This window comes from Leptolyngbya sp. GGD, assembly GCF_026735145.1.
In the GTDB taxonomy this organism is placed as follows: domain Bacteria; phylum Cyanobacteriota; class Cyanobacteriia; order Leptolyngbyales; family Leptolyngbyaceae; genus Leptolyngbya; species Leptolyngbya boryana.
Map to the genome: position 1 here is coordinate 286,884 of NZ_JAPQKE010000001.1, position 22,988 is coordinate 309,871.

18 protein-coding genes and 1 other RNA gene are annotated in these 22,988 nt (G+C 47.5%); 5 read left to right on the forward strand and 14 right to left on the reverse strand.

Going from position 1 to position 22,988, the window contains the following annotated elements; genetic code table 11:
- Window positions 1-140: 140 nt before the first annotated feature.
- Both OU814_RS01445 and OU814_RS01450 read right to left on the reverse strand, forming a co-directional pair.
- Window positions 141-1,313, reverse strand: coding sequence for an aldo/keto reductase (locus OU814_RS01445; RefSeq protein ID WP_268179888.1), 1,173 nt, complete (start codon window positions 1,311-1,313; stop codon window positions 141-143).
- A gap of 26 nt (window positions 1,314-1,339) precedes the next feature.
- Window positions 1,340-3,985, reverse strand: coding sequence for a CBS domain-containing protein (locus tag OU814_RS01450; RefSeq protein WP_268179890.1), 2,646 nt, complete (start codon window positions 3,983-3,985; stop codon window positions 1,340-1,342).
- A 99-nt stretch (window positions 3,986-4,084) separates the two neighbouring features.
- Between OU814_RS01450 and psbZ the strand changes: the two genes are divergently transcribed.
- The 3 genes from psbZ to OU814_RS01465 all read left to right on the forward strand — a co-directional run bounded on the left by psbZ (window position 4,085) and on the right by OU814_RS01465 (window position 6,265).
- Window positions 4,085-4,273: a photosystem II reaction center protein PsbZ gene (psbZ, locus tag OU814_RS01455; RefSeq protein ID WP_017290892.1), complete on the forward strand. Its 189-nt coding sequence runs from the start codon at window positions 4,085-4,087 to the stop codon at window positions 4,271-4,273.
- Window positions 4,274-4,521: 248 nt separating this feature from the next.
- Window positions 4,522-5,097, forward strand: coding sequence for a 6,7-dimethyl-8-ribityllumazine synthase (ribH, locus tag OU814_RS01460; protein ID WP_190648481.1), 576 nt, complete (start codon window positions 4,522-4,524; stop codon window positions 5,095-5,097).
- Between the two features lie 151 nt (window positions 5,098-5,248).
- Window positions 5,249-6,265 (forward strand): sulfate/molybdate ABC transporter ATP-binding protein, encoded by a 1,017-nt coding sequence (locus tag OU814_RS01465; protein WP_268179893.1) that lies wholly within the window; start codon window positions 5,249-5,251, stop codon window positions 6,263-6,265.
- An 80-nt stretch (window positions 6,266-6,345) separates the two neighbouring features.
- Here OU814_RS01465 and ssrA read toward each other — a convergent pair.
- The 12 genes from ssrA to OU814_RS01525 form a co-directional block, all read right to left on the reverse strand.
- Window positions 6,346-6,736, reverse strand: a transfer-messenger RNA (tmRNA) gene (ssrA, locus tag OU814_RS01470).
- Between the two features lie 66 nt (window positions 6,737-6,802).
- Window positions 6,803-10,066 (reverse strand): caspase family protein, encoded by a 3,264-nt coding sequence (locus tag OU814_RS01475; RefSeq protein WP_268179895.1) that lies wholly within the window; start codon window positions 10,064-10,066, stop codon window positions 6,803-6,805.
- Window positions 10,067-10,337: 271 nt separating this feature from the next.
- Entirely contained in the window at window positions 10,338-11,318 is a 981-nt protein-coding gene (locus OU814_RS01480; RefSeq protein WP_268179897.1) for an S-layer homology domain-containing protein, read from the reverse strand.
- Window positions 11,319-11,430: 112 nt separating this feature from the next.
- A complete protein-coding gene (locus OU814_RS01485; protein ID WP_268179899.1) occupies window positions 11,431-12,405 on the reverse strand; it encodes an SIS domain-containing protein in 975 nt (324 codons plus the stop codon).
- 3 nt (window positions 12,406-12,408) lie between these two features.
- The gene (locus tag OU814_RS01490; RefSeq protein WP_268179901.1) at window positions 12,409-13,644 is read right to left on the reverse strand and encodes an MFS transporter; all 1,236 of its coding nucleotides are present in this window, start codon (window positions 13,642-13,644) and stop codon (window positions 12,409-12,411) included.
- Window positions 13,645-13,688: 44 nt separating this feature from the next.
- On the reverse strand, window positions 13,689-14,108 hold the full coding sequence (locus OU814_RS01495; protein WP_017290881.1) for a fasciclin domain-containing protein: 420 nt from the start codon (window positions 14,106-14,108) through the stop codon (window positions 13,689-13,691).
- Window positions 14,109-14,189: 81 nt separating this feature from the next.
- Entirely contained in the window at window positions 14,190-14,891 is a 702-nt protein-coding gene (locus tag OU814_RS01500; protein ID WP_017290880.1) for a gamma-glutamyl-gamma-aminobutyrate hydrolase family protein, read from the reverse strand.
- 68 nt (window positions 14,892-14,959) lie between these two features.
- Window positions 14,960-15,742 (reverse strand): ABC transporter permease, encoded by a 783-nt coding sequence (locus tag OU814_RS01505; protein ID WP_268179904.1) that lies wholly within the window; start codon window positions 15,740-15,742, stop codon window positions 14,960-14,962.
- On the reverse strand, window positions 15,739-16,527 hold the full coding sequence (locus OU814_RS01510; protein ID WP_268179906.1) for an ABC transporter permease: 789 nt from the start codon (window positions 16,525-16,527) through the stop codon (window positions 15,739-15,741). Before OU814_RS01510 ends, OU814_RS01505 begins: the two co-directional genes overlap by 4 nt.
- A gap of 44 nt (window positions 16,528-16,571) precedes the next feature.
- Complete coding sequence (locus tag OU814_RS01515; protein ID WP_190648460.1) at window positions 16,572-17,147, reverse strand: Uma2 family endonuclease; 576 nt, start codon at window positions 17,145-17,147, stop codon at window positions 16,572-16,574.
- A gap of 110 nt (window positions 17,148-17,257) precedes the next feature.
- A complete protein-coding gene (locus OU814_RS01520) occupies window positions 17,258-20,143 on the reverse strand; it encodes a toll/interleukin-1 receptor domain-containing protein (protein ID WP_268179908.1) in 2,886 nt (961 codons plus the stop codon).
- A 187-nt stretch (window positions 20,144-20,330) separates the two neighbouring features.
- Entirely contained in the window at window positions 20,331-21,350 is a 1,020-nt protein-coding gene (locus tag OU814_RS01525) for an adenosine deaminase (protein WP_268179910.1), read from the reverse strand.
- A 186-nt stretch (window positions 21,351-21,536) separates the two neighbouring features.
- Here OU814_RS01525 and ccsB point away from each other — a divergent pair, with 186 nt between their 5' ends.
- Window positions 21,537-22,496, forward strand: a complete 960-nt coding sequence (gene ccsB, locus OU814_RS01530; RefSeq protein ID WP_268179912.1) for a c-type cytochrome biogenesis protein CcsB — start codon at window positions 21,537-21,539, stop codon at window positions 22,494-22,496.
- A gap of 33 nt (window positions 22,497-22,529) precedes the next feature.
- Window positions 22,530-22,916 (forward strand): KGK domain-containing protein, encoded by a 387-nt coding sequence (locus OU814_RS01535; RefSeq protein ID WP_268179914.1) that lies wholly within the window; start codon window positions 22,530-22,532, stop codon window positions 22,914-22,916.
- Window positions 22,917-22,988: the final 72 nt, after the last annotated feature.

Below are 22,988 nucleotides of genomic sequence, written 5' to 3' on the forward strand. Positions count from 1 at the left end.
AGTGCCTGCACTGAGGGCAATAAAACAGAATCTCCTTACTTTACCCTGTCCGAAAAAGTTTGCACGTTTAAATTTGCAGAAATTTCTAATTTCGTTTCGATGTTTACGGATGGATGAGGAGCGTCGATCGAGAAATTCTTCTATTGTTGCGATAGACGTTTCACGGTTTCGCCTCCCAGCAGTTGATCAGCCTCACGCAGAACGTCGAGAATGCGATCGCGAAACGGACTTTTTTCTAGAACAGATCGCAATGCTTCTAGATCAATTTCACTGACGCGCGCGCCCGGAAACCAATGGCTGGCTTGACCTAACAGGTTGTAGCGCATCTTCGCATAATCGACTAAATCGTAAGCGATCGCTAAATTTCTCAACCAGATCACTGTATGAAGATTTAAGCGTCCAGGAGTTTCATCGACCGAGGGTAAGCCAACGTGCCACCGCTTAAACCAATCTTCTCCCAATCGCTCGATCGCGGCTTGCTCTAGACGGTGAATGATTGGAGGCAGAATTTCATCTGCGCGATCTATCCACGCCAATGTTTTCAAATGCTCATCGAAATCAGTCGGTTTCGCGGCTCCAATACTCAAGGTATGAACCTGAGAATGACTGAGGCAGAACAAATCATTAAACACAACTGGAGAAAGCGGCGCACAAAGTTCTCTTAGCCTAGCTGGAGGCTCGTGCAGATTGCCGCCTTTGTTTGTCGGACTGATGATAAAAACGCCCATATCGTGAGCGGTTGCGGCTGCGATCGCGCTCCAATTCAGTTGATTGATGTAGTACCAATGCAGATTGACGTAATCGAATTGATTCGTCTCGATCGCTTTGATAATAATTTCTGTGGAACCATGTGTCGAAAATCCGACATGGCGAACTTTGCCTTGTTCTTGCAGCGATCTCACTACATCTAAACAGCGAAGCGCATCTTCAAATGTTTCCGTGTCATTAATGCCGTGCAGTCCGAGCAGGTCAACATAGTCGAGTTTTAAATAGCTCAGCGAAGTCTCAAACGTTTTTCTAAATTCGTTTGGGTCTGCCACAGGTGCAACTTTGGTTTGAGCAATCAGTTTCTCGCGGGGCAATTTTGGCAGAATTTTGCCCAATTGCATTTCAGAAGAACCATAGCCGCGAGCCGTTTCGATGTGATACATCCCTAATTCAAATGATCGTCGAATTGTCGCTTCTAAGTTTGCCTGCTGATCGTTGGGGACTTCATCCGGCGCAACATCTTGCCATTTGAACTGATATCGCATTCCTCCGCAGGAAAAAACGGGCATTTGCAGTTCGGTGCGTCCAAAACGTCGATATAGCATTCGTCGATCGCCTAAAAGTTCAGACCCTATGTTAACGGATACCGCTTGTGTAGAAAGGCTTCAGCTTGTGAACGATCGCTAATCTCTCCGTCAAGCGTTGCTGCTAGCAAGTCGTCTAACATTTGCTTAAACTGCTTTCCAGGTTTGTATCCCAAGGCTTTGAGATCTGTTCCATCAATTGGTGCTTTGACCAATGACCAGCGCGAGAAATACGTCCAGATCAATCGCCGGATGGTTCTTGAACTTCTGACGGCAACTAATATCAGTGTTTCCGAGCTAAACAGTTTGAGCAATTGCACCATCTGGCTGGTCTTTTCACAGTGCGGCAATTGCTCTAACTGGCGTTCAATTTCTGCTAAATTTGCCAGCCGCTCGATCGCATCTGCGGGAAGCTGTAAGGCTTGAGCAACGTTTGCTCGATCGTCAATTTTCGCAATCAACACTTCGAGCAAAATTTGCCAATGCGGAATGGTCATGTCACATCGCTGTAACCAATCTGCAAGTCTCATTTGTCGCCAGAGGGCTGCATCTAGCTTGAGCGTGGGGTGAATACAAGTCAGCGCATCCAGATCAGCGAGTTTGCGAATGGCTGCCCTCCAGTACGGGGCTTGCAAAATGTATTTCAATTCTGCTTTTAGTCGAGTTTGCAATGCTGGAACAATGCGATCGCGCTGTTCATACACACCACTGTCGATCGCATGTCGAATATAGCCCTCGGTCTGGGGTTCAAGGACAAATCCCAATCGCACAGCAAACCGAACGGCGCGATAGATTCGAGTTGGATCTTCAATGAAACTATTCGCATGTAGCACTCGGATTTGCCGCGCTCGCAAATCCAACACTCCCCCAAAGAAATCAAGCAACTCACTCGATCGCGGATTGGTCAATCTCAAAGCCAAAGCATTGACGGTAAAATCGCGTCGATACAAATCCTGCCGAATCGAACTAGCTTCAACTTCCGGATTCGCCGCTGGATAAGGATAAAACTCAGTTCGTGCCGTTGCAATATCAATCCATAGTGAATCGAGTTCTGCATCGTTATGCCAAAGGAGTGCCGCCGTTTGAAACTTGCCGTGGATTTCTAATCGAGCTTGAGGATAGAGAGCTTGTAGCGATCGAGCAAGTTCGACTCCTGCTCCAACTGTTGCCGCTTGATGAAAACCATCCACGACTAAATCAATATCACTGAGCGCGACGGGTTCAGACGGATCAGCCAGTAACAGATCTCGTACAGCTCCGCCGACTAAATAAAGATGCCAACCCCGTTCTGCTGCCGCTTCAGCCGCGATCGTCAAAAGCTTCTGAAACGGTTCTGCAAATCGCTCCAATCTCAAGAGATACCGGAGTGGAAACAAATCTTTTTCAGGCTCTTTTTTACCCTGATGCAATTGCCGCAACACATCCGTGCGCGTGACAATGCCAACTAAGTTTCCCTGTTCTAAAACTGGAAGCCTGCCAATGTCATACGTCACCATCAACGCTTCGATCTCTGGGAGTGAAGTCTCTGGTGTAATTGTCTTCAAATTTGAAGCCATATAGCCCTTCACTGGCGCATGGCTAAACCCATGATGCAGCGCGATGTCTAAATCTCGACGGGAAATCACGCCAACGAGTTGATCCTCTTGATTCACGATCGACAATCCCGAATGCCCATACCGCAACAAAATCCGCTGTGCATCCTCGATCGTCGTTTCAGGTCGGATCGTCCGCACAGGTGAAGACATCAATTCGCGCGCACTCAAAGGCTTGGGAATCTGCGCCTTGAATTGTTCAATTAAGTGATCGAGAAATGCCTCCGCATCGACATCTCGCACACTCAGCGAAGCGGCTTTTGCATGTCCCCCGCCTTGGGGTTGAAAGAGGTCATTCAGATTCGTCCCGTCAATATTAGATCTTCCAATTACGGTTAAGGCTTCTCCTGTCCCTCTGGAATAGCGATGCCCAAGTAAAAGCGCATCGCTTTCGGTCAACTCCATCAAGCTCGAAGCTAAGCTCGACAATCCAGGCACAAATTCCTCTGTTTCGAGCATTACCCAGGCGAGCGTATTCCCTTCAATCTCCTGAGTGTGTAAATGCTCCATGGCTGTGCTCAAAAGTGCCTGCAACTGTGGAGATAACCCTGGATCGACATATTGCGCGATCGCTTTTAAGCTTGCACCTTGCTGCATCAACCAACCGAGCGCGAGCGCATCTCTCGCCGTCGCATGATCAAATGTCAACGACCCCGTATCGACATGAATTCCCAATGCCATAACGGTTGCTTCGATCGGTGTAATTGAAATTTCTTCCGCTTGCAACTGTTCGACCACGATCGTAGTAGTCGCGCCAACCGCATCAAAAAATGTTTGCTCAGCCGAAATATCCCGATCGACTTCAACGTGATGGTCGTATAGAGTAATTTCCACCTGCGGCAAATCGAGCCATGCAGCCGTACTCCCTAAGCGATCGCGCATTTGAGCATCCACGACCGTAATCGATCGAATCGATTCGGGTTTGACCGACCGCCGTTCAATCATCGGATACTCATCTCGATGCAGCGCCAAAAAATCTCGAACTGGAGGATGCGCTCCTCCCGACAAAACGATGCGAGACTGCGGACGTAACCGACTCACCCCAACAGCTGCGCCGAGGGTATCAAAATCCGCTGTTGTATGGCATAGAATCACGTCCATGTTTTCTGATAACGTACTAATCAGGACTTTTCGATCGCGTCTCGGTTATTTATAAAAAGAAATTGAGACACTCACAAACGCTGTTTTAGGGAGAGAAAAATGACATTCATTTTCCAACTCGCATTGTTGGCACTCGTTTTATTTTCGTTCATCATGGTCGTTGGCGTACCTGTCGCTTACGCTTCCCCCCAAAACTGGGACACCTCCAAGCGCTTACTCTATCTTGGCTCCGGAATCTGGTTTGCTTTGGTGATTGTGGTCGGGCTTTTAAACTATCTCGTGATCTAAATTCATGCGTATACTGGGGAGGAACTTGGGGTTCGTCCCCAGTTTTTTGAGTTTACTTGAAGATCTCTCAGTGTTAGTACGGAGAAGAAACTCTAAAATCTGTGGACTCAAATGTAAAATCTAAATAAATAGAGCGATCAGCACTATTCAAAGCCTAAGTTCCCAAGTTAAATTTAAGTGAATCCTCGGAGAAACTCTCTTTGGGGAAAACTGGTAGCTATTGAAGTGTTGATACTCAGATTCAAACGATGACAATTTTTGAAGGAACGTTCTCTCAGACCGAATCTCTGCGGTTTGCGATCGTGGTTGGGCGATTTAACGACCTCGTGACCACCCGCTTGTTAGAAGCTTGTCAAGATTGCCTAAAGCGCCACGGAATCAATGTTGATCCGCATGGCACACAGGTTGATTACGCCTGGGTTCCAGGTGCATTTGAACTCCCTCTAGTGGCACGCCAATTTGCGCTGTCAGGGCGATATGATGCCGTCATTTGTTTGGGGGCTGTGATCAAGGGACAAACTCCTCACTTTGATCATGTGTCTTCAGAAGTCTCGAAAGGGATTGCTGCGGCAGGTTTTCAGACTGGCGTACCTGTCATTTTTGGAGTCTTGACGACTGATACGATGCAGCAAGCTTTAGAGCGCGCTGGCATCAAGAGCAATCTAGGCTGGGAATATGGTATGAGCGCGCTGGAGATGGCAAGTCTTATGCGACAAGTCAAGGGCAGTGTGAACAATCAGCAGTTCAATCCTTCTCTCTCTTCGTCTCTCCCGCATACGCTGCCTGTGTCTCATTCCGAATCCACGGGCAACAATGTCCATTAAGTTTTAGGTTTGTGGTTGAATGTTTTCAAGACATCTCTTTCGGGGATGTCTTTTTTTTTGCGATTCCTTTAACCAATCGATCGCGGGATTATGTTATAAAACTACAGTAATCTTATCAAGAAAGTGGGAATTCCCTTTCGAGGTCAATGCCGTGGGTATCGTAGTACAGGACGTTTCTAAGCGATTTGGCAGTTTCCAGGCCGTAGATCAGGTCAGTTTGGAAATCAAAAGTGGCTCGTTGGTGGCACTTCTAGGGCCATCAGGTTCAGGTAAATCGACGCTGCTGCGGCTGATCTCAGGATTGGAAAGCCCAGATTCAGGACGAATTTTTCTCACGGGCGAAGATGCGACCGATCGCAGTGTTCAGGATCGCAATATCGGCTTTGTGTTTCAGCACTATGCTTTATTTAAGCATCTCACCGTGCGGCGCAATATTGCATTCGGCATGGACATTCGCAAAATGAGTGCTGAAAAGGTCAAACGTCGTGTGGACGAGCTTTTAGAACTAGTGCAGTTGACGGGGTTGGGCGATCGCTATCCGTCTCAACTCTCCGGAGGACAGCGGCAGCGGGTCGCATTGGCGCGAGCATTAGCAGTAGAGCCGAAAGTTTTGTTATTAGATGAGCCATTTGGAGCTTTAGATGCGAAAGTGCGCAAAGATCTGCGGGCTTGGCTGCGGCGACTCCATGATGAGGTACATGTGACGACCGTGTTTGTGACGCACGACCAGGAAGAGGCGATGGAAGTCTCGGACGAAATCGTAGTGATGAATAAGGGCAAAGTCGAACAAATCGGTACGCCTGCCGATGTGTATGATCATCCGGCGAGCGCATTTGTGATGAGTTTTATTGGCCCAGTGAACGTGCTGCCCAGTTCGTCTAGAATTTTTCAAAATAATGGCTTTGATTCGGCGCATCCGGAGATGTTCTTGCGACCACATGATGTATTAGTCGAAACCTCTCCAAATGGTTCGACGGTTGCTGCGCGAGTGACGCGATTGATTCACTTAGGTTGGGAAATTCAGGCGGAACTGACGCTGGATGATGGACAAGTCGTGTCGGCACATCTGACCCGCGATCGCTTTGATGAGTTGAATCTTGTTCCTGATCAACGGGTGTATGTCAGACCCAAAGACGCAAAATCTTTCCCGCTCTATTATTCGATTTAATCAAGATTTGATTCAATCGATATTTAACTCTATCAATATCGATTGAATCAATCATTCAATGAGTAAAAGTCAATCAGCAAAAGTGGAGCTGACGGGAGTCGAACCCGTGTCCAAACTGGGTATTAGCTCTATCAATCATTCACAGGTTTAGCTTCTCTAATCCTCGAAGCGGGAACTGTCCTTTATCCCGGACAATAGGATGCTTTGGTATTGTCTTAGCTAGAATGCCGACCAAAGGCGAAATTCTAGAGCAACCGTTGGGGTTGTGCTTACTATCTTTAACGGTGTCAGACGGTAAGCGCTCGAACCTGAATTAGAGGTGTTTTATGCTGCAACAGGTGCAGTTTTACGAGCGAAAGGTACGATGTTGTTTGCATCTATTTTTTTGAGCCTAGATTTACGAGAGTGGACTCCCTCTCGACCTGCATCTCGATGGAACGTTCGCCAACCTGTCGAAACCGTTACAGCCCCGTGATGTTTTCCTAGTATAGCGCGCATTTTTTGGAATGCGATCGCTCACCTTCAAGAACACCCCATTCAAGAACATCCTATTGTCCGACTTCCCGCCAATTGACAGCCTGTCTTCATCAGTGAGTTGAGATCAAGGTTCCAAATCTTCAAGCCATACTGGTTGCCGACACTGGACAAGGATTGGTCATTGGCGGTGAATGTTAGTTGCTCGATTGGATCTTTAGCGCCGAGGAGGGTTTTGAGGAAAGTTCCATCCTGCATATTCCAGAGACGAATCGTGCGATCGCGTCCGCCGGATGCCAAAATTTGTCCACTAGCATTAAAGCTTAAACTGGTGACTTCCTCTTCATGCCCGGTCAGCGTTTGCGTGGGAATGGCTTCGCGTTCGGTCGTTGCTGAGCCAACATTCCAAAGTCGAATTGTTTTATCAACTCCAGCGGATGCGATCGTTTTGCCGTCCGGTGTGAAAGCCAAATCGTTGATGCCTTGCCCGACTGCTGTGCGGTCGTGACTGCCGAGGAGAACCGGATTTTGACTATCGGGATACCAGAGATGGATGGTGTTCGTTGTGGTTCCAGCCGCGAGGATGCGACCATCAGGACTGAATCGAATCACACTCGCGACTGCATTATGTCCTTTAAAGGTGTCGAGGATGCGGCCATTTGAGATGCCCCAGAGTTTGATCGTCTGATCGGCACTGCCCGATGCGAGAACTTCACCGTCGGAGCGGAAGCTGAGGGCTGTGACAGCTTGAGTATGGGCAGCTAAAGTTTGAATCAGAATGCCTTTTTCGACATCCCAAATTTTGATCGTCTTATCTGCACTTGATGAAGCAAGGCGTTTTCCATCTGGACTGAAGATGAGTTTGGCGATCGCAGCTTTGTGTCCACTCAATTCTGTTTCACGTTGTTGAAGTTGAGCGTCGTTCTGTCGCCAAATCTGAATCGTGTTCTTGCGCGTTGAAACGGCAAAAGTTTTTTGATCAGGACTGAGAGTGGCATTGGCAAATCCAGCACCGATTGGTGTTGAGCTACCTTCAGCCATCGAGACAGCTTGTTGAAGCGTGGCGATCGCGCTCAATTTCAAACTCTCTGGCACAAAATTCCAGGGACGATCGACGCTTTGCAACATTTGCCCCGCTTTGAGGGCGGTTGCTAAGGCTTGGCTGTCTTGATTCGACTGCATTTGCGTTGTTGCAGTGCTGGAGAGGGTTTGAACCTGATGAATCCGATCGTTTCGGTACATATAGGCTCCAATGCCTGCCATGCTAAGCGTAACGACTCCTAGCGTTTTGAGCGCCGTTGTTGCCAGTTGGCGAGTTTCAGGGGCTTGTGTACGCTCAGCCGCTTTGCTCCAGGCAGTATTCGCAGTTTGATGGAGGTTGCGGGTGGAGCGATCGAGATTTTGAACCGCATCAGTGGCGATGTGATTCGCTTCAGCCACACTTTGACGATAAAGAGTTTGACCAGAATTTGCGGCTTGGCGGGTCGCCTGGCTCAGCGAACCGATCTTTTTCGAGAGTGAGTTGCGAAGGAGGGACACTTGCTGTTTCGCCTGCGTTTGTTGGGATGTTGCAAAGTTCCCGACCGATTGGGTGGCTCCGCGAACTGTTCCATTAAACGCGATCGCTGCCGAATTCCAGCGTTTTTTTATCACGCGCTGGAAGCGCTGAACCTGCCGTTGAGTGTCAGGGCGTGTTCGAGGGGGTTTAACAGGCGCGATCGAGTCTGCAACTTCAGGCAAAGCGTGTTGAGATTCAACTGAGTGAGAGCCGAGTGCGATCGAGTCTGCGAGGTCGGAAGCGGCGGCTTCGTGTTCTGGTTCGATCTCGTTTGGTGGACTTGGTTCTTGCGTCAGTGGAGCCGACTCTACCCATTCGAGGGAAACTTCCGAAACGGCAGGGGCGATTGCGATTGGCTCGACCACTTCTAACCGTGGTTCTTCGATAGGACTCGGTGCGAAGGAAATCGGAGAATCTGCAACGGGTTGTTGAATCGAGCTAAGGTCTGAGCTAGGTTCCGGTGCAGCGGAAACGTTGGCTTCTGGTTGTGTTTCCTGAAGTGAAATTGGTTCTGGGATTTCTGGTCGCGCCAGCTCGATCTCATCAATTGCTGGCTCAATGGGTGGAGTCGGTTCGACCGGAATCTCTTCGACTTCTGGAGCTTCAATTAATGGGGTTGGCAGGTTTGCGTCGAGAACAGAAGGCTCAACGAATTCCGAAACAGGCTCTTGCGCTTTTGGCAGGACTGGCTCGATCGAGATTACTTCTGGGATTGGTTCAGGAGCAGGTTGTTCAGGAACAATCTTTTGGAAGGGTGGAATCGTTGGCTCGATCGTGGTTGGTTTCTCGATCGGGGGTGGAATGAGGTTTTGCGCATCAAGCGTTGGCTTGCGTCTCGAGGCAGATCGAGCAAGCGGTGGTTCAATATCAGGTGCTTTGATCTCTGGAAATAGATACTCTAATGGATCTTTGGGGCGAATGCCGATTGGGAGTTGCAGTTGGGCATTACCGAATCGAGCAGGTTTTTGCACGATGGCTTTGGAAGAACGATTTTCTCCATCTCGGTGCAGCCATTCCAACTGCTGATTCGTGCGATCGATGTATTGAATCATGCGATCGTGAACGTAATTTCCCAAAACAGAAGCTGTGACGATGCCTTGAGGATTTGCGGCTCCTCCGCGCAATCCTTCAATCAAGAAATGGCTAAAAATGCTGTGACCCAATTCGGGAAATTTCCAGGACTGTTGCTTGTGATCGCAAGACAGTAACGCTTGAAATCCGGGATTCTGAGATGCGCGTTGCCGAAACATCTCGCTCAATTGCCAGGTTGGATTATCTAAAATTTCAGGTGTATCAGTTTGCAGCGTCATTCCATTTGCATGACATGCATCGATCCAGAGGATTTGCTGTTTTGCCGCGCAGTTTCCAAGTGATCCCAAGAGACTAATCGCGCTTAATCCCGTTTGCAGCATGGCATCTTTCTGCGTGTCAGCTAAGCAGAATACGACTTGCTGCATTCGCGAGTCGAGTGCCCCATGTCCAGCAAAATAGAACAGAACCGTATCGTCTGGCTTGGCATGTTCCACAATGTCTTGCAGGCTCGATCGCACTTCGCTCAGGGTCGGGGGTAGCGCGTTATCGTGATGCAGTTTCAGGCTGGTATCAGGAAATTCCTGAATGACTTCTGTGAAGGCATCTGCCAGCCGCTGAGTATCGACTGTGGAGTATTGCAGGATCGGAAATCGCTGATCGTGGTACTGGCTAACTCCCACAAGGAGAATCCAGAGTTTCGCTTGACCAGTTTTGAGCGCGAGTTGGGCGTGACTCATGGCAAAGGAATTATTGACGCTAATTCAGAATTCGCAACAAGAAACGACGCACCCGGTAAGTTCTGCTAGTTGAAATAGTCCGAATTATGTCCGATTGTGGCGTATCAGCTTCGGGTGAGTCAAATTCTAGGTTAAGAACTTCCGACGGAAAAAAGCGGCAAAAGTTCGGATCAGGCGAAAAAATTTATGGAATTGGGGGTTGCGTGAAGTGATCGTAAATTTACGGAGAGGGGGGGAGTAGGGAGAAAAAACATGCCCCACTCCCTACTCCCTACTTCGTCGGTGTAATCCGCCCCTCTTTCACCAGTGCTTGATAGATCAGCGCTGCCGCATCTGCTCGCGTTGCAGTGCGAGTTGGAGTGAGTTCTTGAGGACTGGGATATCCTGTGATGAGTCCTGAGTCGATCGCGGCTGCAACTTTCTCTTGTGACCATTTTGGCAACTGGGCTGCATCTTTAAAGTTTGTCAACGTTTGCGCTACAGGCGTTTGAGGTTGAAGTTTTAACCCTGCGGCAAGTGCGACTTGAAGCTGATATAACGGGATTTGCTGATCGGGACGGAAATCGCCTTCCGAATATCCACTCATAAATCCAGTCTGAATCGCATCATCGATCGCGGATTTTGCCCAATAATTTGCAGGCACATCTTGAAATTCAACGCTTTGTCGCTGTTTCGGTTTCCCAAATGCTTTGCCTAATAAGGAAGCAAATTGTGCGCGGGTGAGCGATTCATTTGGCTTAAAGACTCCACCGTCAAATCCGCTAATAATTCCACGACGTGACAATTCCCCAATATAAGCTCCTGCCCAAAAATCGCTGGGCACATCTGAAAATCCAGTGACTGGCTTCGCAACTCCTGGCGATGCAGGAGTATTCGGCGACGGAACCAGATTCGGCAACGCAGGATTGGGAGCCGGAACAGTTGCGATCGGCGTTTGAATACTGGGAACCATCGTTTGCACATTAGGCTGTGGTGCATCTGTCGCCTCAATTTGCGGAACAGCTAATGTCGCTTGCGGTAGAGGTGATGCGGGTGCTGTTCCGACGATCGCATTCGGTGCAGCCGTTCCACTCGGTAAAGGCGGAGAAGAAGCCGTAGGTTTTGGTGAACCTATCAGGGAGCCGAGATCAAAGCCGGAGTCTTGCTGACCCAGTGCCCAGAAGAAGATGCCCCCAATGCTAAGGAACGCCACAAACATCGCGATGAGCTCATCGGACGTGAGACGATGACGAGGATCTGGAGAAGAAGTCATTTCAGTAGGAATATTACTTTACGGAGCTTTATTCACACCCAAATCCTAAAGCAATTTTCCAACCAGCGATAGAGGGAAACGCAAAGATTGGTGAACCTTAGTTAGGATGGGCTTAAGTCGTGAGAGATTTTGCAATATTTCTGGGTCGGTCAACATCTATCCCGCGTAGGGTTGCTAAGTGGTAAGCCAACAGTTGCAAAGCCACAACTGCAAGGAATGGACTGAACAATTCGGGGACTGATTTTGCGGTTATCTCGATCACATGATTTCCATGAGCACGAATCCGATCGATTGTTTTTTGTATACGAGAATCATCTTCTGTCACGATCGCTAATGTCGGAATTTCTGCATCGAGCAATGCGATCGGACCATGAAGAAATTCTCCGGCAGCATACCCTTCTGCATGTGTGTAAGTTGCTTCTTTGAGTTTCAATGCGCCTTCTAATGCAATCGCAGTATTAATTCCCGAGCCTAAAATGATCAGATCGCGCGTTTCTTTTAGAGTTTGAGCAAGTTCAACGATTGTATTCTCATTTAGCAATTTCTCCATTTGTTGTGGGATTTGCTTGAGTGATTCAAGATGTGATGCAAATTCTCGATCGCTGAGTTTTTGATTCTCATGTGCAATTTGAAATGCTAACTTGTAAAAAAGTACAATCTGTGATGTAAATGTTTTAGTTGCAGCAACGCTTTTCTCTTCACCTGCATTTGTATAAATTGTGTGATCAGCAAATCGAGTAATTGTGCTGTCAATTCCATTGGTAATGGCAACTCGCTTCGATTGAACTTGTTGAAGTGCAGCAATTGTATCGGCTGTTTCACCAGATTGTGTAATCGCGATCGTAATTGTATTTGGAGTTTCCAGCAGTGGGGCTGAAAGAGATTCAGACGACGATCGCACTTGAGTAGGAATTTGAGCAATCTGCTCAAATAGAAATTGCCCAATCAAACCTGCGTTCAGGCTAGTTCCACATGCCAGAATGTTGATGCGATCGGGAATTCCAATTGAAATTGTCCGATCGAGTTGATGACGAATCACGTCTGGCTGTTGGTGAATCTCTTTGAGCATGAAATGAGGAACATTCATCGTTCAACCCACTTTAGAAACTGCATACGGATCTTTTCCATACCCCAAGGCGAATCGAAATGAATCAGCAACGCTCTTACTCGATAACGTCATAAACACAATCAAACCAGCAAACGCCACACAAGCCGCAACGAGATACAAACTGCGATAGCCGACAATATTAGAAACGAGACCCAGAATCGGACCTGCCAACGCAATTCCTAAATCGAAACCCCCGACAAATAATCCAAAAATTCGTCCCCGCTCAAAAGGCTGACAGCGATCGGCAACTAATGCAATCATAATCGGCAAAAATGTGCCGCCTCCAAATCCTTCGAGCGCTCCGGCTAAGAGAAATTGATTGGCATCGGTTGCTTGCCACAGAACCAGCATTGAGATGGCATAGCCCAACAGACCAGCCGTAATAAATCGACCTCGCCCATAGCGATCGCTGGCTTTTCCTGCGACAAACCGGGTTAAAAAGCTTGTGATTGCTGCTGCTGTGTAGAACAGTCCTGGATTGAGTCCAACTCCTGAATCTTTGATATAAAGCGGTACGAATGTTGCGATCGCACCAAATGCGATGCCGACGAGCAGCATGGTAATCGTTGGAACTCGAATGCGATCGCTGATCAACAACTGCCAGAACTGATCTTTTTCTTTTTGGTCTTGAGGAGCATACATGACAGGCGGAGCTTTCACAAACATCGCACAAGTCATGCTAATCAAGCCAAGAATTGAACTCATCACAAACACAGGTGCATAAGTCGTCAACTCTTGCAGATATCCGCCAAGCGCTGGTCCTAATGCCATTCCAATCGGATTGACCAAGCTCATGTAACCGATCAACTCCCCGCGATTTTCTGGCGGTGCAAGATCAACGACCAGTGAACTATAAGCGGTTGTGAAAGCTGCAATACTCAGTCCATGAAATGCTCGAATCAGCATCAGTACTGGAATCGATTGGGTCAGTAAATGACAGACTGGAGCAAGGGTTGCGGCTGAAATTCCAATCAGTAGCACAATCTTTCGTCCCTGCTGATCGGCTGTCTGACCAGCTTGAGGACGAAAGAGTAATAACCCGATCGCAAATGCTCCCATCACCATACCAAGTTGATCATCGGGCGCGCCGATCGATTTGACATAGAGGGGCAAGGTGGGAAGCAGGCTTGCTAGACTTGCCCAAAATAGCAATCCTGCCGTAAATAGCACCCCTAAATTCCGCTGCGTCCGAGGGGTCAACTTGGCAAACGTACTCAAAATCCTGTCCTGTGCGATGAAGAGATCCTAGGATAGCAAACTGTTTAGCCTCCTGCGAGCAGTGCAGGCATCAACACACCCTCGATCGCATGAATTACGCCATTTTCTGCCAAGATATCGGCTTGTGCGATCGCCAGATCATTCACTTTGATGCCGCCTTGATGATCGACTGCAATCACTGAGCCTTCTAAAGTAGGTGCTTCTTCAATCTCAGTCAAATCCTCAAACCTCACATCTCCTGGCAAAACGTGATAGCTCAAGACTCTCCGTAGTTTGGGCAAGTCTTGTAGCAATTCATCTAGCATTCCCACTGGTAATTTTTCAAAGGCTGCATCGGTGGGAGCGAGCAGTGTAAAAGACCCATCGAGATTTTCTAATTCGGGTGCGATTCCGGCTTTGTCGATCGCGCTCAACAACGTCTTAAATGATCCGACTTCAGCCGCTGTTTGCAAAAGATTCGTCATTGTTTTCGTGTCCTGTACTATTGCTCTTTCTCTAAGGAAAGAACATTGCCCGCCTAACTCGCATCGAACGTAAGAGAGAACTCATTTCTTACAAGCGTCTATAAACGATCGAAAGAATCTCTGATGCGCTGGATCTTGCATGGACAATTCTGGATGCCATTGCAACGCGATCGCCCAAGGATGCTCTGAATGCTCTAACGCCTCGATTAATCCATCGTTGGAGCGAGCCGCCAACTTCCACACATCCGAATGAAACTCAACTGCCTGATGATGCCAAGACACAATATTCATCTGAGTCTTGCCTAATAGCTCCGACAATCGGCTCTCAGCTAGTACTTCAATCTCATGGGGAATCGGACGACGCGGATTATCTAACCGATGATCAATGCTATCTCCAAAGACTTCGGGCACATGCGGAATCAATCCGCCTCCCGTTGCCACCGTCAAAACCTGCATTCCCCGGCAAATCCCCAGTACTGGAATTTCCCGCATCAATGCTAACTTTGCTAGCGTAATCTCAAACGTATCGCGATCGTCATCTATCCCGTAAATCTCAGGATGATCTTCGCCATTGTAATGAATCGGATGAATATCCCCGCCTCCGGAGAGAATCAACCCATCGATCGCATCGAGCAACGATTCAAGATGACTTTGAGTGGGAGGAAGCAAAATTGGATTGCCGCCAACCGATTGCACTGCATCTACATAAGTTCCAGGTAGCACAACTTCATTGGTCGCATTGCGGCTGTGGGTCGTAATTCCGATCAAGGGCGCACGAGTCATAGTCTGAGTGAGAGAACAATGACAATAGCTTAACCAGTTCTGCTCGATTGGATCGAGTACATTCGCTACTAACTAGATGCACTGGTGTAGAATCTCAGCGCAAATCGCCAAAAACTGTGTGCAACAAATAAAAGTGCGATCGCTAAACCTCCTGCTCCAAGCATCCATCCAAACTCGACTCGTCCTAACATGGCTTCGGCTGGAATGGTCGTGAGAAAAGCAACGGGAACAATAAACGTAAAAAAGAATTGATACGCGATCGGATAAGCTGCCATTGGATACCGTCCTGCTTCAATCAATCCCCGCAATACTTCCGTCACATTGTAGATTTTGACAAACCAAATGCTTGTCGCCCCCAATATGAACCACAAGCTATAGAGAATTGCTAATCCGAAAACTAATGGAATCAGACTGAGCAGATACGCATTCACACCAATCCCTAATCGAGTGCCCGCATAAAAAATGACGATCGCGCCAAAAATAATATCGGGAATTCCCCAAGGTGAGATGGTATGCCCAGACAACCAAAACTGAGAACTAATCGGTTTTAGCAACACAAAATCCAAGGTTCCTTCCTGCACATGCCGCACAATTCGGTTCAGATTGGGTGCGAGAAAGGTACTGGAAAAGCCTTCTAGTAATGTGAATACTCCCACAACGATCAATGCTTCTTCCCATCTCCATCCAGCGAAGGTGTAGCCTGTTCGATAAAAGAGAAATAATCCAAACAAACTTCCGACTAATCCGCCTAAGCTTGTCAGTGCTGCGATTAGGAAGTTAATGCGATACTCTAGTTCAGCAGCGATCGCAGTACTCCAGAACAATCGCAGCACTTGAAAATACCGTCTCATGCTCCCATCCCCGAATATTGTTTCAAGCCTTGCCGCCATAACCAACGATTGAGCGCGAGAAATCCGACAATCCAACCTGCCATCACTAAAAATCCTTGCGCTGGATTCGTTGGTAATCCAACCAGCAAGCTCGCTGGAAAATTGACTAAATAAGGGAACGGCGTAAACAAAGCGAGTGTTTTCACGACAGGCGGAAAGACTTCAAGCGGTGCAATCACCCCAGACAAAAATAGATACAGCAAAAACCAGAATTCTTGCAATGAACTTGCCCGCTCTGTCCAAAACGCACAGAGTGCCAAAGTGTACTGAATCAGAAAGTTTAGCGAGAAAGCTAATACGATCGACACCACAAACAGTAACACTGTTCCAACGCTCGGAACCCAGATTGCAGTTGGGTAAAGGAGAAAGAATAAGACAATTAGTAGTATCGCAAATGGAATCCGGGCAAACCGTTCTGAGACATGCGAAAACACATGATGCCAAGCCGGATCAAGCGGTTGTAACAATCTGAGTGAAAGCTTCCCCTCAACAACTTCCCGTTCAAACTCCCAAATCACCCACACAACCGTCAATTGCCGCACTAAAAACACGGCTAAAAAGTAGCGTGCAAAATCGGTCGGAGACAGTCCAAAATTACTTTGCTGAGAAGCTTGTATCCACACTCCCATCAAAATAATGGGCAATGATCCTGAAAGCACCCACAGAATTAACTCTGCTCGATATTCCACCATATAGGCGTAATACACCAGCAATAAGGTTTTGAACACACGAAAGAGTCGTTTCATTTCTATCTAGATATGGGATGGCATTTACGATCGCGCAAGTCATTTCATTTTTCTTGAAGCGTTTTCATGAAGGCATCGACTGCGTCGTATTGGTCTGCCATGCGAGAATGAAACTCTAGCGATCGCAGATCTAATTCTGGCAGCAACTCACTCTGACGCACCAATTCATAGCCTGTCGATCTTAGACAATAAACTGAAATCACACCATCTTCCCAGAACCACACTTCCTGAACTCCAATCCGGCGATAGATTTCCAGCACATCAATGCCACCACTCGTGACGATGATCTCGATCGCAATATCTGGAATCGGTTTCCGTTCTCCTAAACAGTAAGATTCATCGGGTTCTTTACGCGCACCCAAGGCTTTCATCCCAATCGTTGCACTCCCCGCAGCATAAAAGCGAATTTTCTTCACTCTCATATAGGCTTCTAAGAGTTGAGCGCATGTTTTCTTAGGGGTTTCATGAGCTTCGGACAAAGGGGTCATAATCTCCAACCATCCGTCAAGATAAATGAGACGTGCCCCTGTCCCTGCCATATCTGCATCAAGTTTTTCCAGGGTGTCCCATGTGACATTAGAGAGCAATGCGCTACTCGTTTTAGACGTTGTAACGACCATTTCATTTACCTTGGAGCGTTATTTCTTCATCATACAGGGTCTCCCGATCGCGTCAAGACTAAGTTGAAAGTGCTGATTTACGATCGCTCAATCTCTCATCGTCTATATAATTAGTTTGCTGTTCTCTCTGCTTCCCAACTTTCCCCTAAATGTTGTTCACACTGAGATTGCTCGGTTTTCTGGTTGGGATCGTCGAGTATGTAAGGCTTTAGGTGTTGGCAGGCGCGGCGCAGGAGGCTGTCGAGGCTGAGATCAATACGATACAGTTTGACAATCGACGGTTCAGAATTGGGGAATGGTATGCCAAAGAAGGAAGGATTTTCAACGATCGCGATGGTTTTCCAGTCTGGACTAATCGCTGCTGGAAAACCGCCTTCAAACTGCCCAATCTGATTGCCATTTTTATTCCAGAGTTTAATGCTGCCATTGCCTGCTACTGTAGCAATTTGTGTGCTATCAGGACTAAATGCTAAACCAAAAACAATTCCTCGTTGAGCAGCTTTATCATGATTAATTGTAGTGATGGGAAGACCATCCCTGTTCCAAAGCTGAGTAATACCATCTCTTCCACTAACAGCAATCAGGTTACCATTAGGGCTAAAGGCTACCTCCAGAAGTGCGCCTAAACGATCGTTAACTGTGGTAAGGTGCTTGCCAGACTTGTCCCAGAATTTCACACTACCATCAAATCCAGCTGTCATAATACGAGTCCCGTCTGGACTGAATGCAACACTTGATACTCTTTTTTGCTGACCATCAAGAGTCGCGATATTTTTGCCCTCTTTGTCCCAAAGCTTAGTACTACCATCGTTTCCACCTGTAGCGATGCGACTTTCATCAGGACTAAACGCCAAGCTCGACACGTTGTGCTGGTCGCTCGTGATTGTGACCAGACTATTCCCAGTCATATCCCATATTTTAGTAATACTGCTCATTGCTGCGGTGGCACCAGAGTATTCAGTCGTAGAGATACGGCTGCCATCAGGACTAAAGATTACACGTGACACTCTACCTTGATTACTTTTTAGTGTCGTAATGAGATTACCTTCTTTGTGCCAAATTTGGGCAATTCCATTGTTCTTTCCTACGGCAATATGATTACTATCAGGGCTAAAAGCTATGCTTGCAATACCCATCTCATCAATATTGAGAGCAACAATGCTTTTACCAGCTTTGTCCCAAAGTTTGATGCTGCCATCACTTCCACCTGTGATAATGCGGTTGCCATCAGGGCTAAATGCTAAACTGTAGATGCCACCCTGATTTGTCTCAATCGTAGCGATATTCTTTCCGTTCTTCTCCCAAAATGTGATACCACTACTTCCGCCTGTAACAATAAATTTGCCATCAGGACTAAATGCTAAACCTCGAATCGTGCCTAGACCACCGTTAAGGGAACTCGTATTTTTACTCTCTCTGTTCCAGAGTGTAACACTGCCGTCAGAGTAGCCAATAACAACAAGCTTGCCATCAGGGCTGAATGCTAAACTATAGACGTTGCCGCTACCTTGGCGGCCCCTAATTGTAGCAATGTTCTTTCCCTCCATATTCCAAAGTTTTACGCTCCCGTCGGCTTCACCTGTGGCAATCCACTTGCTATCAGGGCTAAACGCCAAACTATAGACACTGTTGGGACTCTCTGCGATACCACTAATTGCTACAAGATTGCTGTCACCTGCGACAGGGCTAAGTGACCTACCATTAATTGTCACCATGTTCTTTCCCTCTATATTCCACAGTTTGGCGCTGCCATCATATCCTCCTGTGGCAATTAGCTTACCATCAGGACTGAAAGCAACACTTCTGATGTCGCCTTGATTGCCGTTGATTGTAATAACATTCTTACCATCAATACTCCATAATCTAGTACTACCATCTTCTCCACCTGTAGCAATCAACTTACTATCGGGGCTGAAAGCAACACTTCTGATATCGCCTTGATTGCCGTTGATTGTAATAACATTCTTACCATCAATACTCCACAATCTAGTACTACCATCTTCTCCACCTGTAGCAATCAACTTGCCATCGGGGCTGAAAGCAGCACTGTAAATAAAACCTAGCTGACCTGGAAATTTTGTTTCTCGGATTCTTTCTAAGTTGAACTGTAATGCTAAAACTGGGCTAAAAGCAGGATATTGATCGAGGCGCTTGTTATGTACCCAGTTTTGCAACTCAAAGCCTGCTTGCATTGCTAATCGTAGTCCTTCTGGTTGGTCAGATTCAAATTGTCTCAAGGCTTCAGCTCCTAAACGCTCAATTTTTGCTGCTGCTTTTGCTTGATCAATTATTCTCCATGCCCAATGAGCAGCGATTACTGCTCCAAATAATGTCGTCAGTAACACCCCAGAACCAACCTGCACCATGTGCCTTGCCCGTTGTCCCGCCTTGAGCAAAATCGCGGCTTCTTTTTCACTCGTCTGACTTGCGCTAATATACTCGCGCTGAAGTTCCGTCGGTTTCGGTTGCTTCTGTTCTGCCTGCACCAGCCAAGCTTGCGATCGCACTAAATCCTCTCCTCGCAGCACAAAACTCGGATTACGTCCCTCTCGCTCCCACTCGATCGCTTTCACTTCTAACCGCGTATGCGATCGCACATGCTCCAAGTCCGTCCCAATCACCGTAACTAATTCGGCAAACGTTGTTTCAAACGGGTCTTGCTCCCGAAAGAACAACCAATTTAATTTCTGAAGTGCTTCATGGACTAGATCCACTGCAACTTCTCGATAGACCACCGGAACCAATCGCTTATTGTGCTTCACCGCATGATCAATCTCATCCCGGCAAATATCTGACGAGATCGAATCTGGCGAAAGCACAAACACAAACGTATTCGCCCCTTCAATTCCCCGCTCGATCGCTCGCCACCATTCCTCTGTTTTCTGAATCGAGTCCCAATCTACCCAGGTTTCTTGATTCTGCGATCGCAATGCTTCATGTAACTTCTGGACAAACGCCTTATCTTTGCGAGAGTAGGAAATAAAAACGTCACTCATGAATTCATTCTGGGCTTTTCATCTCACCATCAGAATACAAGCCCTATGAATTGATTTCAGTAGAAGTACAGGATTTTGTTAGGAAGCGATCACACTTCTTTTCCTCCGTGGTGATCGCTTCTCGAGTCTTCTCAATCCGCTCATGAGAGAGACAGGAAGCAGTCCTGTAATTTCTCCATGTCTCTCTCTAACTTGCCTCTGATTTCAACAAGCGATCGAGTAACGAAGCCGGACGCTGAGCATACTGCCACGCAAACGCATGACGAAACGCCGCATCCTGACAAGCCTGCAACTCTTCAAACCCAATTACATCCTGTGTCAGAAGCGTTTCATACTCAAAAGGCAACCGCACATCATTCAAACCCGCATTATCTGTACAGATCGCAATATCAACGCCTGCGTCAAAGCATTGATCAAACACCTGTTTGAGTTGGCGAATCTCCTGAAGCGTTCCCGTTTTCAGATAAGTCGTCGGACAAACCTCCAAACATTGCTTCCGTTGCGCGACTTCTTTCAACAGATGCGGATACCGAAGCGGAATCTGAATCCCATGCCCGATGCGATTCAAAAATGGCAGCAATTCCGGATAATGTCCTTCCGTTTCATACAAATGGCAAGTCGCTTTGATATTGAGCGATCGAGCATATTCAAACAACTCGATAAACTCTTCCATTCGCTCCCCATAGTAAGCATCACCGCCTGCCAAATCGATCGCGCAAATATTCTCCGGCATCTGCGCCGCCAAATCTACGATCGCTCGATTCACCTCATACGGCAGCTTCGAGTGCATACACAGGATTTGACTGCTGACGATTGGATACTCCTTCAATCGACTTGATCGCCCCACAATCTGAGCAATCTCAGTCATTTGCTCAATCCGACGCGATTGATCCAAATTCGGATTCGTTCGCAAATAAGGCGTATAGCGAAGCTCCAAATACGCCAAATTCTCGAAAATATAAGCTCCGCGCATCAAACGATAAATGAAATAGGGCAACGCTTCCGCCGTTTGCACCCCTTCCACGATCGTATGCAATTCCAAGTACTCATCCAACGTATTGCGAGGTCGGGTATAAAAATCCTCAAACTCCGGATAATCGGAAAACCGATCAATTAAATCTGATTCACTTCGTTCTAAATAACGCCAGAGAATCCGAGGCACAACCGATCCACCCAAGTGACGATGCAATTCTGCGTATAAAGCCACAAGCACCTCTTCTATGATTCTGATGATTTGTTCTCTATTCTGACGTGTTCTTTTAAACTTGTCTGGGTCTTTGCAATACCAAAATCCAAACTTCATTACGACACTCGGTAAAACTCGGAACGCCCCTTCGCCTTATACAATTGAGAGACACTGTAAACTTCGATTAATCCCCGTAAGGAAACAACAATGGATTTGGTTGCACTCCAAGGCGTTTTAGATAATCTGTCATTTGCTGTGTTATTCGCCACAATGCTGATCTATTGGGTTGGTGCAGCCTTTCCCCAGGTGCCTTACGCATCGACTCTGGGGACGGCAGGAATGGCGATCGCAAATCTCTCTACGGCTGCACTCCTTGCTGCTCGCTGGATCGAAGCAGGCTATTTCCCCCTCAGCAATCTTTACGAATCGCTCTTTTTCCTGGTCTGGGGCATTACCACGATGCACTTGATCGCTGAAAATATGAGCAAAAGCAATCTCGTCGGCATTGTCACAGCGCCCGTTGCAATGGCAATCACGGCTTTTGCCGCTCTGACGCTACCCGATACGATGCAGGCTTCTGCGCCATTGGTTCCTGCCTTGAAATCCAATTGGCTGATGATGCATGTCAGCGTCATGATGCTCAGTTATGCAACTTTGATGGTGGGATCGCTTTTGGCGATCGCGTTTTTAGTCGTCACTCGCGGACAGAATATTGAACTTCGAGGCAGTTCTGTCGGAACAGGCAGCTACCGTGAAAAATCCTATCAGCTTCACCGTTCAGAAGAAGTGAGTGTCAATGCAGGTGGAACCGCAGTTTTAGAAAAGACAACCCTTTCTCCGCAACGTCTAACTCTTGCAGATACCCTGGACAATATTAGCTATCGCGTGATTGGACTCGGCTTTCCGCTTTTGACGATCGGCATTATTGCAGGAGGCGTTTGGGCGAATGAAGCCTGGGGCTCTTATTGGAGTTGGGATCCTAAAGAAACGTGGGCATTGATCACATGGCTGGTTTTTGCGGCTTATCTACATGCGCGCATCACCAAAGGCTGGCAAGGTCGTCGTCCTGCGATCCTTGCAGCAGTGGGATTTGTCGTCGTTTGGGTCTGTTATTTAGGGGTGAATCTTTTGGGTAAAGGACTCCATAGCTACGGATGGTTCTTATAATGCACAAGAGAACGCGATCGACGAGGATTGAGAATGGATAACGGATTTACCCCAATGAATGATGATGAAGTCTTGTTCGTTGATCGCGGTCGCGTGTTGATGACCAATCCGACGTTCAAGGTGAGTGAATTCCTTGACCAGTTGGCGCAAGCGGTCAGCGATCGAGAAGGGGAATGGACAGAAGATAACGAAGCCTGGTTTGAGGATGGTTTAGAGTGTGAAGCACTGCGCTTCAATTCAGGCACAGGCTGGCAACGTGGCAGAGTCAGAATTCGCTTAGAATTTGCGCCGTTGCGACCGCAGGAACGCTTACCAGAGCGATCTTCTGCCCGCCAACCAGATGTGATTCAGCCAGAACCGCTCACGGATCGCTTGCGTCCGCGCAACATCGACGATATTTATTCTGGCGACGATTATTAAATTGACCTAAGCCTAATTGGTGTAGAACCTAGACAGAATTGGGCTTAATGATCTCCAAGCTACACTTTTCAA